The sequence below is a fragment of the Haloarcula rubripromontorii genome (genome assembly GCF_001280425.1).
GTDB classification, from domain to species: domain Archaea; phylum Halobacteriota; class Halobacteria; order Halobacteriales; family Haloarculaceae; genus Haloarcula; species Haloarcula rubripromontorii.
Map to the genome: position 1 here is coordinate 413252 of NZ_LIUF01000003.1, position 13641 is coordinate 426892.

General features: G+C 62.9%; 9 protein-coding genes. 2 read left to right on the plus strand and 7 right to left on the minus strand.

Features of this window, described 5'->3' with window-relative positions; translation table 11 throughout:
- Nucleotides 1-32: 32 nt before the first annotated feature.
- From AMS69_RS11740 to AMS69_RS11750, 3 genes are all read right to left on the minus strand, one after another.
- Entirely contained in the window at nt 33-1253 is a 1221-nt protein-coding gene (locus AMS69_RS11740; protein ID WP_053968253.1) for a hypothetical protein, read from the minus strand.
- Between the two features lie 109 nt (nt 1254-1362).
- Nucleotides 1363-5412 carry a CARDB domain-containing protein gene (locus AMS69_RS11745; RefSeq protein ID WP_238378386.1) on the minus strand — a complete coding sequence of 1350 codons (4050 nt, stop codon included), beginning with the start codon at nt 5410-5412 and terminating at the stop codon, nt 1363-1365.
- A gap of 336 nt (nt 5413-5748) precedes the next feature.
- On the minus strand, nt 5749-7404 hold the full coding sequence (locus AMS69_RS11750; protein ID WP_053968254.1) for a tRNA uridine(34) 5-carboxymethylaminomethyl modification radical SAM/GNAT enzyme Elp3: 1656 nt from the start codon (nt 7402-7404) through the stop codon (nt 5749-5751).
- A gap of 107 nt (nt 7405-7511) precedes the next feature.
- Here AMS69_RS11750 and AMS69_RS21110 point away from each other — a divergent pair, with 107 nt between their 5' ends.
- On the plus strand, nt 7512-7646 hold the full coding sequence (locus AMS69_RS21110; protein ID WP_274378008.1) for a hypothetical protein: 135 nt from the start codon (nt 7512-7514) through the stop codon (nt 7644-7646).
- Nucleotides 7647-7998: 352 nt separating this feature from the next.
- A complete protein-coding gene (locus tag AMS69_RS11755; protein ID WP_080508827.1) occupies nt 7999-9891 on the plus strand; it encodes a methyl-accepting chemotaxis protein in 1893 nt (630 codons plus the stop codon).
- 1 nt (nt 9892) lies between these two features.
- Here AMS69_RS11755 and AMS69_RS11760 read toward each other — a convergent pair whose 3' ends face one another.
- From AMS69_RS11760 to AMS69_RS11775, 4 genes are all read right to left on the minus strand, one after another.
- Nucleotides 9893-10381: a cupin domain-containing protein gene (locus tag AMS69_RS11760; protein ID WP_053968255.1), complete on the minus strand. Its 489-nt coding sequence runs from the start codon at nt 10379-10381 to the stop codon at nt 9893-9895.
- A 40-nt stretch (nt 10382-10421) separates the two neighbouring features.
- The gene (locus AMS69_RS11765; protein WP_053968256.1) at nt 10422-12605 is read right to left on the minus strand and encodes a DHH family phosphoesterase; all 2184 of its coding nucleotides are present in this window, start codon (nt 12603-12605) and stop codon (nt 10422-10424) included.
- A gap of 64 nt (nt 12606-12669) precedes the next feature.
- Nucleotides 12670-12933 carry a hypothetical protein gene (locus AMS69_RS11770; RefSeq protein WP_053968257.1) on the minus strand — a complete coding sequence of 88 codons (264 nt, stop codon included), beginning with the start codon at nt 12931-12933 and terminating at the stop codon, nt 12670-12672.
- A gap of 26 nt (nt 12934-12959) precedes the next feature.
- Entirely contained in the window at nt 12960-13592 is a 633-nt protein-coding gene (locus tag AMS69_RS11775; protein ID WP_053968364.1) for a YIP1 family protein, read from the minus strand.
- Nucleotides 13593-13641: the final 49 nt, after the last annotated feature.

A 13641-nucleotide genomic window follows, 5' to 3' on the forward strand; every position in this document is an offset into this window, starting at 1 on the left:
AAGCAGTTCGGACCGCCCGCCAGTGGTCCGATTCAGCGGCCCCGGCCGCGCCGGACGCCCTGACGCGTCCAGCAGATGACCGTGAGTATCGCCATAGCGACGCCCGCCTGCGTGAGCGAGAACCCGGGGCCTCGGGCCGCGGTCGTTTCCCGGTCGTCGCCGTCAGTTCCGGAGACGGATTGGGTTTCGACTGTGAGCGATCCCGCGGTCTTGCCGTTGACCCGAACGGTTCCATTGACCGCCTCGAACTCAGTCTCGACGACAGTTTCTTCTCTGGGATTGAGCGCCACCCGGTCCGTTGTCACCGGTTCGCCGTCGACCGTCACAGTCAGTGTCTCGTTGACCGGCCGCGAGCGAGTGTTCGTTACTGTCGTTCGCACAGTCGTATTGAACCCGGCCCGGACCCAGTCAGCCGACAGTGACGCATCCGAAATCCGGACATCGGCGCTGCCCTGCCCGGCGGGTGTGGGTGCCCCATCGGTGACCGATTCAGTTTCCATCCCGAACCCGACGGTTCCGTTCTCGCCAGGGGTCGTGTTGTCAGCAGGCGCACCGCCGCCCGCCGTTTCGTTCTGTGTCATCGCGTTCTCCCCGTCGTCTGAGGCATTCGAGCTATCGGAACTGTCGTCTGGATTGTCCGAATCATCGGTGTCAGAATCGCCTCTGTCGGCACCGCCATCTGTGTCGGTTTGCGTCTGGCTTCCGTTCTCGGTTGGTTCTTCCGTTTCGGTCGGTTCCTCTGTCTCGTCAGTATCTTCGGTTTCAGTCGGCTCCTCGGTTTCAGTCGGCTCCTCGGTTTCAGGGGGTTCTTCAGTCTCGGTCGGTTCCGCCGTTTCTGTGGGTTCCTCGGTTTCAGTCGGCTCCTCTGTCTCGGTCGCTTCCTCCGTCTCCGCAGTTTCTGTAGGTGCTTCCGTTTCAGTCGATTCTTCAGTCTCCCCTGTTTCCGTTGGCTCTTCGGTTTCACTCGGCTCCTCAGTTGCTTCAGTTTCCGTCGGTTCCTCGGTCTCAGGTTCTTCCTCAGTCTGCTCACCGTCATCCGGTGTGTCTGTCCCGTTGACCTGCCCGAGCAGTGTCCCTGTGTGGCGCTCGAGGCCAGATGAAACGGTCATTCCGGGTGTGCTTGCTGTTGCGTCTGACCCGCTCTGTAGACTGGCGTCGGAAGCAACTACGCTGCCGACGGCGAAGGCGGACGCGAGTACAGCGATGGTAAAAACGACAGCGACGGCAGTGTAGAGTGTTCGTGCCTCGCTCATACAGGGGCGTACGTGAGTGGCGAATTAGTTACGGAGCAGCCAAACCGTCGGTAAGGTCGTCCTTCCAACGCTGAAACAGGAGCGACAGGCGGCCTCTGTCGACGACGCCCTACACTCGTCGACGGAGGCGGGCGAAACCGGTGATCAGCGCCAACACGACGGCGACTAGCTGGACGGTGAATCCCGGGCCGGACGCTGTGACCGTTTCCGCAGCTGGCTCCGCGCCGCCGCCGCTTTCACCAGCATCGGCAGTCCCGGACCCGCCTGTGCCCTGGGCGGTAGTCGAGCCGACACGGAGGTCGCCGGCACTGACGCCGTTGACTGCGACTGGGCCGTCGACAGCCTCGAACTCTATCGTCACAGTAGTTTGCTCGCCGGCAGTGAGTCGGACGGTCCGAGATGCGACCGAGTCGCCGTCGACGGTGACTGTCAGTGCCTGCTCGACGGTTTTGTCGCTCGGATTCTCGACTGTCGCTCGCACTGACGTGTTGAACCCTGCCCGGACCCAATCAGCCATCAGGGACGCATCAGCAACGGTGAGTTCAGCAGGCGTCGGAGTCGATGCATTCGCCGAGGACGGCACTGTCGTCTGGGTGGACGCATTAGCGACCGGGGAAACGATGGCAATAGTTGCTAGATTGGGCGATGTCGCTCGAATTGATCTGTTCGTTCCGTTGACGGTGCTTGGTAGCTGACTCCAGGACTCGTTGTGGTACTGATACACCCGGACGGCGTCCATCGACCCGTTGTTCGGAAGCGCCGATTCGTTGAGTCGAAGCGTGTACGTCGCCCGGCTGACGGCGGACGCATTCGCGCCAGAGGTGACAGTCACGTACCCGCGCACACCGTCTTCCTGAACCGCGGCCATGTCGTTCGGCGTAGCGTGTGGGCCAAGCAGTGTCGTGTTGAACCCATCACTGGCATTGGTCACGTTGAGCGAGAGCGCTGAGAGAGTGAACGCCGGCGCGGTCTCTGACGGGCCGGAACGGTTCAGCGACTGGGAGACCGTCGAGTTCGCAGCGTCGGCAGTCACTCTGACAGTGACTCCGTTATCAATCTGGGACTGCGAGATAGCGGGCGCCTCTGCGCCGCCGCCGTCGTCGGTCTCCTCCGGTTCGTCATCGAAATCGAATCCGCCACCGCCGCCACCGCCACCACCGCCACCACCGCCACCGTTACTACTGGCTTCAGCTTCGACTGCAAGCGTTTCAGTCGGGGTGTTGCCAATAGAGAGCGACCGGTTGCCCTCATCGTCGAAGGAGATACTGAACGACACAGTTGCAGTCTCGCCGCCGGCAATCGGACCGATTGTTTTGGACTTGAGCGTCTGGTTGCTCTCTGCGAGCGCCGCGGTGTAATTCCCGCTCTCCGTGCCGACATTTGCGACAGTCGCTGTCACGTCCACTGACTCACCGGTTTCGGCGGACTGGCTACTCAGTTTTGCGTCGCGAACCTCGAACGTCGCGGGTTGTGTCACTGAGATGTTTCCGCCGGAGTCACCGTTGACCGCCACGTCGTACTCGCCGCCACTCTCGAAGACGTAGACGAAGGTGACCTCGGTCTGTTGGCCGCCCGGGAGCGTGACGTTCGTCGTGTCCACGATGTCGGCGTTGGTCTGGAGGCGAACCGGAGAGGTCCCCGTCTGGTCGCCATCGTTGACGACCGTGGCAGTCACCTCAATTGGCTCGCCTGTCCGGGCGCTCGTCCGGTTCAGGTCGACGGCAGCTGTGTCGAACGCCGCCGGCTCCTTGACCGTGACCGTGCCCGCCCGCTCGCCATTGATACTGACCACGTAGTTCCCACTGTTGTTGAAGACGTGTTCGTACGTGATTTCCGTCGCCTCGCCGCCAGCTAGGGTCACTTCCCGGCTCTCCACGACGGAATTCGCCACTGAGAAGTTCCCCGTGACGCTTCCCGCCTGTCCACCAGTGTTCGTGACGGTCGCGGTAAGCTCGACAGCACCACCCTGAATCACGGATTCGCTACTGACCGCTGCGTTGCTGATTTCGAACGTCGCCGGCTCAGACACGGTCACACGGGCCCCGAACTGGTTGTCGACGGCGATAGCACGCGTCCCCGCATCGCTGAACGACTGGACGAACGTGACGGTCGTTTCCCCGCCGCCGTCGAGTGTCACCGACTGCGTATCTATCGTGGTACCGTCCCCCTGCAACCGCACGTCGGCCGTCCCCGTCTGGTCGCCTTCGTTCCGGACGGTCGCGGTGACCGCTATCGGCTCTCCGGTGACGACATCCGTTCGGTTCAGGTCGACAGCGGTGGTTTCGAACGTTGCCGCCTCAGACACGCGAACCGTCCCGACCCGCTCGCCGTCAAGGTCGATAGGGTACGTGCCAACGGCAGTGAACGGCTCGGTGAACGAGACAGGCGTCGATTCTCCGGGCTCTAGTTGCAGTTCCGCGGCGTTTGCCCGCTCGTCAGCGACGGTAAGCGGGATTTCGTAGGTACCGGGCTGGTCGCCGGTGTTCGTGACTGTTGCAGTCACCGTGACGCTCTCGCCCTCGCTCACACTCGTCGTGTTCAGCGCCCTATCGGATACCGCGAACGTCGCTGGCTGCTCGACTGTGACCGTCTGTGTCTCGCTGCCGACCGTGAACTGGTACGTCCCGGGCTCGTTGAACGTTCGAACGTACGTATCAGTCCCGGAGTCGCCCGGTGCAAGGTCGAACGAGACGGCGTCGACGACTTCGGTCTCCGTTTCGACCCGGAACTCCTGCCCTGCGGTCACGGTCCCGTCGTTCCTGGCCATCACCGTCAGCTCTGCCGCGTCGCCTCGGGTAATCGTCGTGCGGTTCCAGCTCGCGTCGGTCACCTGGATATCAGGCGTTCCGACGGTCAGGGTGCCAGCGGTGACATCTCCGACCGTGACCTCGTGGTCGCCCTCGTCAACAGCTCCTTCGAGTCGATAGCGGAGTGTCTCGTTGACAGTCTCTCCGGCCGGAACCGTCATGGACTCCTGTCCGACCTGCGTGCCGCCGACTTCGATTGGCAGCGTTATCGTCCCGGCCTGTCCGCCAGTGTTCGCAACCATTACCCACAGCTCTGGCTCGCGGGTCCCGATACCACCCGTGTCCGTGTCAGTGTTGACCTGAGTGTCGATGAGCCCCGCGTCTCGAATCTGGATCGAGGCCGCATCTGCAACTTCAACGGTCCCGACCGACTCGCCGTTTATTATCAGGTCATACGCCCCTTCGCTGTCGAAGGTCGGCGAGAACACCAGTGTCTCCGTCTCGCCGTTCTCAATTTCGACGGTCCGGGTGGCGATTTCAGAGCCGTCAGCCTGCAGCACGACCGTCTCCGTCGCCGAGCCGTCGCCGTCTCTGGGGTTTGCCATCCGAACGGTGAGTTCGACTGGCTCGTCTGTCACTGTCGATTCATCACGTAGCCGTGAGTACTCGACAGTGAACCGCGTCGGCTCTTCGATGGTGAGTGTCGGGTTCGAGTCCCCACCGGCTCGCAGTTCGTATTCCCCGGCAGGCAGGTCGTCAAGGGATCCGGTGTTCAGCGTCCACGAAGTCGTTTCCGTCTCGCCGCCACCGACCGCAACATCGAGTTCGTTGACAATCTGTGACTCCCCCGTGTCCGTGTCCTGCAGCGCCGGTGTAATGGTCAGCTCGCCGGCTTTCCCGCCGGTGTTTTTCAGCGTGTGGGTTACTTCGACATGTTCACCTCGCGTAACGGAAGTTCTGTTGACGGTCGTCTCGGTGACCGTGATGTTCGGTGGGTCAACGACGGTTACCGTCCCGGCTGAGACACCGTCGACGGCGATATCGTACTCGCCTGTGTCTTCAAGCGTGATTGGGACGCTCTCCGTCGTCTGCTGGCCGCCACCAACCGCAACGTCGACCTGGTCGACTTGCTCGTCGTCTGCCGTGATCGTTACCTGTTTGGTGCCGTCGACGTCTCCGGTGTTTTCAGCCGTGAACTCCACCAGAAACTCCATGTCGGAGACGACTGAGAACGGCGCGTCGTGCGTTCCTGAACTGTTGGTTTTTGTCGCTGACGCGTCGGTCACTTCGATAGTCGCTGTCTCGTGATTGGCTCCCGCCGCGACACCCGGCCCGAACATCGGGGCCGTCGACACCGCAACCACAGCCAGTAGCGTCATCGCTGTTAGCCACAGGCCCGTAATCTTACCCATGGGTGGGCCGATGACAGTATGGTAATTAGTTAGCAGGAGTGAATCGCAGAGTAAGGTGCTATTATCGCGTCTCCCGTCCGCTACCGTCGGTTCTGGTCTAATAAACGGCGTAACCCAGCCTTACAGATAATGGCTCGTTCGCCGCGCCCGGCCCGCATGGCTACCGCGTCGGTATACATATAGTACCTCAAATGACAGCCGGGCTTTCGCTCATCGCCTGATTCCTGCCGCGCGATGCCGCAACTCCCGTGGTAAGACACACGACAGCGTAGTTCCGCAGCCATACTTTGTCGACAGAACCCCGGTCACACGCCCGGGCAGCAGGTCAGCAGGCTATCAGAGACGCTTGCTCACGTACGGCCCGTCCTGCTTGTATCCCAACTTCTCACGGTAGTACTGACGGACACCGATGCCGGAGATGACGGCCAGTTTCGGGAAGCCGGCGTCTCGGGCCAGTGTCTCCGCTTTTTCCAGCAGCTTCTTGCCGTACCCCTTGTGCTGGTGGTCATCGTCGTCACCTTCCTGCCCGACGCCGACGGCGTTGCCGTAAACGTGGAGTTCACGCACGATTGCGGCGTTCTGTAACTCACGGCGCACCGGGTCGTTGGGGAACCGAAGTCGGCAGAAGCCGACGAGGACGTCGTTCTCGAAGTCCTCGAAGGAGATGAAGTGTTCCGTACCGCCACAGGCCTCGTAGGTCATCACGCCGAGTTCGATGTTCTCGGCGGCCTCATCGCTGTGTCCGGCCTCCCGACAGCGGATGCAGTCACACGTCCAGCCGTGTTCTTCCATGCGCTGCCAAGCGAGCTGGCGGAGGTTCGACTTCCAGACGCCACCCTCGATGAAGTCCGCCGGGATGTCCCGCTGGACGCGCTGGAGGCGGGTGTAGCGGGGAATCATGTCCTTGATTTCGGCGACCAATTCAGCGGCCTCGTCGTTGTCCAGTGGGTCGAACTCGTCTTTGCGCCACCAGTCGTAGGTGACGGTCCCTTCGACGATCAGCGTCGGGTATATCTTGAGGTAGTCCGGCCGCCAATCAGTCTCCTCGAAGATACGTCGGAAGTCCTCCAGACACATCTCCTTGGACATGCCCGGCTGGCCCGGCATCATGTGGAACCCTACTTTGAACCCTGAGTCGCGGAGTCGGCGGTTCGCGTCGATGGAAGCCTGAACGCCGTGCCCGCGGTGCATCTCGCGGTTGATCCGCTCGAAGGTCGTCTGGACGCCGACCTCGACTTTCGTCCCCCCGAGGTCCAGCATCCGGTCTATCTGCTCGGGGTCACACCAGTCGGGCTTCGTCTCGAAGGTCGTGGCGACGTTGCGGACATCTGCGGTCTCGTTCTCGGCGATGACGTCCTCCAGATAGCGGAACTCGTAGTCGTCTTCGGCGAAACTCACGTCTTCGGCGGGCGTCGGCTCAGCGTCCACGTCGAAGTCGTTCATCGCCTCCAAGGCTCGTTTGACGAACCACTCCTGATAGTCGTGGCTCCGGGCCGTCATCGTCCCGCCCATCACGATGAGTTCAGCCTTGTCGACGGGGTGACCGATCTCCCGCAGTTGGTTGAGCCGAAGGGTGACCTGACCGTACGGGTCGTAATCGTTCTGTTCCCCGCGTGCGGCCGCGGGTTCGTGCCCGGTGTATGACTGGGCGGAGGAGAACTCCGAGTCGGGGCCGCCGGGACAGTACAGGCACTTCCCGTGGGGGCACCGCTCGGGCGAGGTCATGATGGCGATAGGGGAGACGCCTGAGGCAGTCCGAACCGGCTTGCGCTGGAGTACCTCCTCCAGCACCTCGCGGTGCTCCTGTGGCGCGTAATCGAGCAGCTCGGAGTTTTTCGGCACTTTTGGTGCGGAGTACTCGCGGCAGACGTCAATCTTGGCTGATTCGACGTCGTCGCGTTCGACCTCGCCTGCGAGAATCCGGTCGACCAGCTCCGCACACACCTGCTGGAAGGTCTCTGTCTCGTCTGGGTCCGGCGTCTCCGTACTCATCGGCGTTGTGCGAAATCGGCTCTTCGGCCGAATAAGCGTGTCGCTCGGGTATCGTCAGCGGCAGGGGTAGCCGTGGGGTTCATTGTGCTGTCACACCAAGTAGACATATGAGCAGTAACGCTGACGACACCGGGAGCCTCGACCGGCCGACCTTTCGCGGGTGCGTGTTCTGTTACAGTGCGGAGTGGGCATACTACGGTGCGAAGAAGGCAGCCAGGTCCGTCTCAGGGACCGATACGTAGCGGGCCCGGACGGCCGGAAGCGAGTGCGAATTTGAGACAGCCGCGAAAACGTCAGCTCCTGACCGCAGAGAGCGGTACCTGTTATTTCAGTTGATACTACGGTACGAGTCGTCTGTGTTTGAGCGCACCGTGTGAGTGTACGTACACGCTATTCCCGGGCTGAAACCGCTATCGAAAATCAGAGTGTTGTGACCTGAACACCACGCACGTCTGTAAGCGTAAACAGTAGACAGTGCCGACGTCGGGAGCGGGGATACCTCTTCAATATATCTGTTCCGTGGCGATTCGGCAGTTCAGGGAATGATAATCTGCGCGAAAGGGTTAATCCGTGGTATCCACACCGTGTGTACATATGGCACAGCCAACGGGAGATATTGGGCAGCCAACAGACGGCAATCCAGGCCCAGTCGAGCGGCTAGAAAGCTTTGTATCCTATATCCCAGACGGGTCGACAATCCCGGACAAGCAGTGGCGTAACCGACACCGGAGCGTAGTGCTTGTGACGTTGCTGCACATCCCGTTTCTGTTCGGGCTCGGGGTCTACACCGGGTCGACGCCGATAGCTGAAGCGCAGATACCCGCGACTCCGCTGCCTCGGGTCCTCTTGCTTTGTGGGGTTGTGTTCGCCCTGTCGGCGGGGAGCCTCATCAAACGGTTCAGGCGGCGTGTCAGGACGATTCTCTCGGTCACGGGCGTGTTCGTTTCGTCGCTCGCTCTCGTCCAGTTCTCCGGCGGCTATATCGAAGCCCACTTTCACTTCTTCGTCGGGATGGCAATGGTCGCCGTGTACGAGGACTGGGTCCCGTTCCTGTGGGGACTGGCGTACGTGGTTCTCACCCACGGCTACTTCGGAACAATCGACCCGAGCCGCGTCTACAACCACACGGCGGCGATTAACAACCCGTGGGTGTGGGGGCTCATCCACGGCGGGTTCGTCCTGATGCTGTGTGTCGCCCTCGTGAACAACTGGGTGTCGACCGAGCGGTCGCGCGAGAAATCACGAGCGCGGTTCGAACAGGCCGAACAGCGCGCCTCTGAAATCGACGACCTCCAGGCAAAGCAAGAGGAGATAGAGCGGAAACGCGCCGAGGCGAAGGAGGCCCGTGAGGAGGCGGAACAAAAGATGCGGGCCGTCGAACAGCAGAACACGGAACTCGAAGCGACGGCCAGCAGATTCAGCGAGGCGATGGCGGCCGCCGCCGACGGCGACCTGACGGTTCGCGTCGACCCCGACGTGGCCGACAACGAAGCGATGGTGCAGATAGCCGAGTCGTTCAACAAGATGATGACCGAGACCGAGTCGGCGATGGAGGACATACAGACGTTCTCCCAGGAGGTTGCGACGACGAGCGACCAGGTCACGGCCGGTGCGAGCGAGGCGACCGAGGCCAGCGAGGACATGAGCGAGTCGATTCAGGGCATCGCCAGCGGGGCGGTCGACCAGCGCGAGATGCTCGAAACCGTCTCCAGCGAGATGACTGACCTGTCGGCGACCGTCGAAGAGGTCGCCGCGTCCGCCGAGACCGTCGCGGAGCGGTCCCGCGAGACGGCCGAAATAGCGGACGCCGGCGAAGAGACGGCACAGGAGGCGATAGAGGGGTCCCGCGAGGTCCAGACCGCCATCGACTCCACGGTCGAGAACGTCGAACGGCTCGACGAGAAGATGGCCGAAATCGGTGAGATCGTCGATCTCATCGGCGACATTGCCGAGCAGACGAACATGCTGGCCCTGAACGCAAACATCGAGGCTGCACGGGCCGGAAACGGGTCGGGCGGCGACGGGTTCGCGGTCGTCGCCGACGAGGTCAAACAGCTGGCCGAGGAGACGCAGGCCTCGGCGACCGAAATCGAACAGCTCATCGAGGAGACCCAGGCACAGACCGAAACCACGGTCACGGAGGCACGGGGAGCCAAGGAGGATATGCAGGAGAGTACAGCAGCCGTCGAGGAGGTCGTCGATACGTTCACACAAGTGGCCGAGAACGCAGAGGCGACCGACAACGGGATTCAGGAGATCAGCGACACGACGGACGACCAGGCCGCCACGACCGAGGAAGCGGTGTCGATGGTCGAGGAAGCCGTGGACATCAGCGAGGCGACCGCCGCGGAGACCGAGACTGCCTCCGCGACCGCCCAGGAACAGGCTGCGTCCATGTCACAGGTCAGCGCCAGCATCGAATCGCTGGCCGAGCAGTCCGAGCGGCTCCAGACGATGCTGTCGGAATTCGACGTCGGCAGCCGATAGCTCACTCGTCCCAGTACTCTTTTTCGGCGTTTATATCGAGATACGTCGACAGCGTCCGGTCTGCTTTCTCGCCGCCCGGGGGCGACCCCGCGTACAACCCGACCATCTCCCGGTCGGGGTAGACGGTGATGTCCGGCTCTTCCATCGTCGAAACCATCAGCAGTCGGAGTTCAGACTCGCCGGCTTCGATTTCGTGTGTACTCTCCTCGCCAGCCGGGAGCGCAACGTAATCACCCGGTTCTACCGTGTGTTCTTCGGCCTCGGGGCCGAGCCGGAGCGTGCCTGTTCCGCCGCGGACGAATATCGCTTCCTCGTTGCCCTCGTGGTAGTGGCGCACCCAGAGTCGCTTGCCCGGCGGCACGGCGTAGAGGCTCGCACCGAGTTGCTCACCGCCGGCGGCGTCACCGATCTGCTTGCGCTTGAATGTCCGGTCGCCGTGGTCGTGGTCGGTCCAGTCGAGGTCGGCTTCGTTGACGGGGCCGTCGCTCATGCCCGGTCAGACTGCCGGCAGAGAGAAAAAGTCTGCTTCGTTACAGTTCCTCGGCCAGCACGTCGAGCGTGGCGTCGAGGACAGCCGGGCGTTCGCCGGCCAGATAGCGGATGGTCCCCTCGCGGACGCTCCGCGTCGCGACGCCGCCTTCGGGAACTCGCTCGCGGACCTCGTTGACTAGCTCGTGCAGGTCCATCTCGGCGTTGGCACGGATGTACATCGTATCCGTCGAGATGCCGAGTACGGCGTCGCTCTCGTCGCGAACGTCCCGGTGGAGTTCATCGAGCAGGAGCGACTCCGGCGGGAACTCGTACTGGTGGGTGAACGCGTCCGTGTCGAGGACAGCGATGTCGACGCCGTCGACAGTCCGGTGGTCCAGATTCGCGCGAGCGGTGGACACTTCCTCGTCGACCTTCTCGCGGAACTGCTCAGCGATGTGGCCGGCGAGGCCGCCCACGTCCTCCTCGTCGTCACCGAACACGAGGTCAGTGATGAGTTCGCGCTTGTCCTCGTAGGACTGGTAGTGAGCTTCGAGCGCGACGGCTTCGCGGAGTTCCGACACGGCAGTCTCGTCGTAGCCGGCCTCGCTGGCGGCGTCGACGTACGGCTCTGGGATGTCCTCCCAGAAGCTCACGGCCGGAAGGTGTTGCAGGTCGTCGCGAACGTCCTCGTTGACGTGTGCGGCGACATTGGCTGCAAGCGCCGTCGACGTGGTCTCGGAGACGGTGTCAGCGGACGGCGAGACGACGGCATCGACCGTGTCGACGACCGCGCCGTCGACGTTGATGTCGTCGATGACGACGCTCGGCGCGCCGTAGACGTTCAGCAGGTCGAAGCCGTCGAGACTCTCCCGTGTTCCGCCGGCGGCGACGAAGACGAACAGCGGGAGCTTCTCCTCGTGGCGCTCCCGGTTGTCCAGCATCGTCGTCGTGTCTTTCGTCGCGTCGTCCATGTCGTAGACGCCGCCCTCGATAGGCCGCCGGTCGAAGTAGTGGTACTTCGCGTCGGCGCGGCGATGCTGCTCGGTAACGAGCGGGAGCGCAGCCCGTTCGAGCGCGCTGCCGGCGAGGTAGCCGTCCGCGGTGTTGGCGTGGCGGACGATGACCGGTCGGTCCGTCAGCACTGCTTTGCGGATCTGGGTCGCCGCTTCGACGAGTTCGTCAGAGAGGGCCGCGACCGCCGTATCGTCGGCGAGCGGGTCAGCCGTGTCGGGTCGGGCTTCGTCGTCGAGCGCGTCGGCGAGGCGCTGTTCGACTTCCTCACGCTCCTCGGCTTCGAGCACGTCGAGTTCTTCGGTCTCGACCTGCAGTTCGCCGCGACGCTCGCGGACTTCGCCCGACAGTCGGACGAAGTCGTCTTCCTCGACTTCAGGGTAGGCGCGGACGCCTGCCTCGACGAAGGCCGCACAGTCGACGGTGCCGGTCTCGTCCTGCAGTTCAAACACCGTCGGTCCGGAGGTCTGCCGGATGCCGACGACTTCGCCTTCGAGTCGGACATCCGCACCGACGTGGTCGTCGAGGTCGCCGATCGCAGCGGCGACCGGTTCGACCGCGGTCGCCTCGTCCGTCTGGCTTCCGTCGCTCTCTGTAGCGGTTTCGTCTTCAGACTCGGTGACAGCAGCGGTGTTCGACCCGCCGTCGTTGCCACCGACAGCCGCAGTGCCCTCGACGCGGTCGGCGTCGCTGGCCCGGCTGACAGCACCGGCGCTTGCGGTACCCTCGGAGTCAGACTGGCTTGCGCCGGAGTCGTCGCTCGAAGCCGATTCGTCATCGCTCTGGCGTGTTGACTCGTCGGCTGTTGATTCAGGTTCTGCTTCGTCGTCCGCCTCGTCGTCCTCGTTCTCGAGCAGGACAGAGTGGCCGATCTCCGGGTCGTCGACGAGGACACCGCGGAACTCGCGTTCGGACTGGCGGATCGACCAGCCGAGGTCGACGTTGCCGTTGTCCCGTACGTTCTTGACCTGGACGTAGACGGTGTCGCCCGAGTCCCAGTCGAGGGAATCGAGCCGCTGGTCCAGTTCGCTCCGGTGGAGCAGCCCCGTCACGCTGTCGCCGATGTCGACGAACACGCCGAACTCGGCGAAGCCGTCGACACTGCCGCGGTAGTAGCGGTCGACCGATAGCTGGTCGGCACGCGAGCCACGGAACTCGAACAGGGCGTCCTCCTCGTGGAGGTCACAGATGCGTCCTTCGACAGATTTGCCGCAGATGATACACGAACCCATTACACGGTGCAAGCATGTCGGGCCTAAAACGGTTGTCGAATTCCGGACGAGCCAAATAGGTGCTCTAGTCGAATATCTCGCTTTCCTCTTCGAGTAGCTCTAGCCCTGAAGCGACGGCTTTCGCCTGCTCCGGGAACAGAGCGACTTCGATTTCGCTCCCCTGTTCGTCTTCGAAGGCAATTTTGACGCGCTTGTCGCCGTACTCGCGAACCTCGACGCCGTCCACGTCGTACATCTTGATCGTCGCTTCCTTGTTCGACGGGCCGACGCTCTTGAACGCGCCATCTTTGAGTTCCAGCATGAACTGGTCGATGTCGATACTGAGCATCGTGGAGAGATGCATGCGGGCAGCCCCTAAAACCCGTAGTCGGCGACCAGCACCGAGAGGGCCTGAAAGCCGCGGAAGCCGTAGCCGAAAATAACGGCGGCGGGGATGGCCCCGACGATTGCGGCCACCGGAAGCCTGACGTTGTGGACCACGGCAGTGCCCAGCAGATATAGACCCGCACCCCAGGCGGTAACGAGAACCCTCACCTCGGCGCTGGGCAACCCAGCCAGCAGGCAGGGGGCCATCGCGTAGCACATCACCTGCACAGTTTCGCTCACACCACCGCGGTCCGACGCGACAGGGAGCAACAGTAGGGTCTGCAACGCCGCCGTCAGATGGACCGTCGCCGGCGTGACGAACACGAGGATAGCAAACAGCGCCAGCACCGCGACGCCGGGCGAGAAGCCGCCGATGGCGGGGTAGTCAAACGGCCCCGTAGACAGGAGCCCCCGCTGGGCCAGCTTGACGACAGCGTACCGGCTCACCTCCTCGAAGAGGACCACCGTCGCGGCGAACACCAGTCCCGGTGCCTGGTCGCCCGGTGCGACGCCGGTACGAAAGAACCGACGCGGGCGGCGCAGTATCTCGACCCACGCGCGCAGTAGCGCGGTCGGCCCCCGGTCCCGGCCGCCGGTCGGATTCTCGACCCACTGAGTCACGTCGGAAACTTGGGCGCGAGGCGGTTTGACCGTTTCCTTCTCTCGGTCA

Excerpts from the sequence above, each read along its gene's own strand:
- AMS69_RS11740 (WP_053968253.1), bottom strand. The coding sequence starts at position 1,253 with ATGAGCGAGGCACGAACACTCTACACTGCCGTCGCTGTCGTTTTTACC.
- AMS69_RS11745 (WP_238378386.1), bottom strand. The coding sequence starts at position 5,412 with ATGGGTAAGATTACGGGCCTGTGGCTAACAGCGATGACGCTACTGGCT.
- AMS69_RS11750 (WP_053968254.1), bottom strand. The coding sequence starts at position 7,404 with ATGAGTACGGAGACGCCGGACCCAGACGAGACAGAGACCTTCCAGCAG.
- AMS69_RS21110 (WP_274378008.1), top strand. The coding sequence starts at position 7,512 with ATGAGCAGTAACGCTGACGACACCGGGAGCCTCGACCGGCCGACCTTT.
- AMS69_RS11755 (WP_080508827.1), top strand. The coding sequence starts at position 7,999 with ATGGCACAGCCAACGGGAGATATTGGGCAGCCAACAGACGGCAATCCA.
- AMS69_RS11760 (WP_053968255.1), bottom strand. The coding sequence starts at position 10,381 with ATGAGCGACGGCCCCGTCAACGAAGCCGACCTCGACTGGACCGACCAC.
- AMS69_RS11765 (WP_053968256.1), bottom strand. The coding sequence starts at position 12,605 with ATGGGTTCGTGTATCATCTGCGGCAAATCTGTCGAAGGACGCATCTGT.
- AMS69_RS11770 (WP_053968257.1), bottom strand. The coding sequence starts at position 12,933 with ATGCTCAGTATCGACATCGACCAGTTCATGCTGGAACTCAAAGATGGC.